Origin of the sequence: Micromonospora sp. SL4-19 (genome assembly GCF_047921475.1) — a bacterium.
Taxonomy (GTDB): Bacteria; Actinomycetota; Actinomycetes; order Mycobacteriales; family Micromonosporaceae; genus Micromonospora.
Window position 1 is genome coordinate 1 of sequence record NZ_JBLROB010000114.1, and the last position, 270, is coordinate 270.

General features: G+C 68.1%; 1 pseudogene. It reads right to left on the reverse strand.

The window, feature by feature from the left end:
• Positions 1-270 (reverse strand): annotated as a pseudogene (locus ACNAVT_RS31920) (hypothetical protein); the annotation flags it as partial.

Sequence of the window (270 nt, forward strand, 5' to 3'; positions counted from 1 at the left end):
CGAGTACTCGGGGTCGGTGATCTGCTCCGGCGTACCCCAACCCGAGCTCGGGCGCTGCTGGAACAGGCCCAGCGAGTCGTGGTCGTTCTTGTCGCCGAGGTGGCCCAGGTTCTCCAGCTTCGACTCCTGCAGGCTCGTGGCGATCGAGATCACCGCGGCCCGCTCCGGCAGGCCGGCCTTCTTCGTCGCGGCGATGATCGCCTTGACGTTGGCGGTCTGCTCACCGTTGAGGTCGATCTTCGACTGGGCGCCCTGCACCGCGACCGGGGT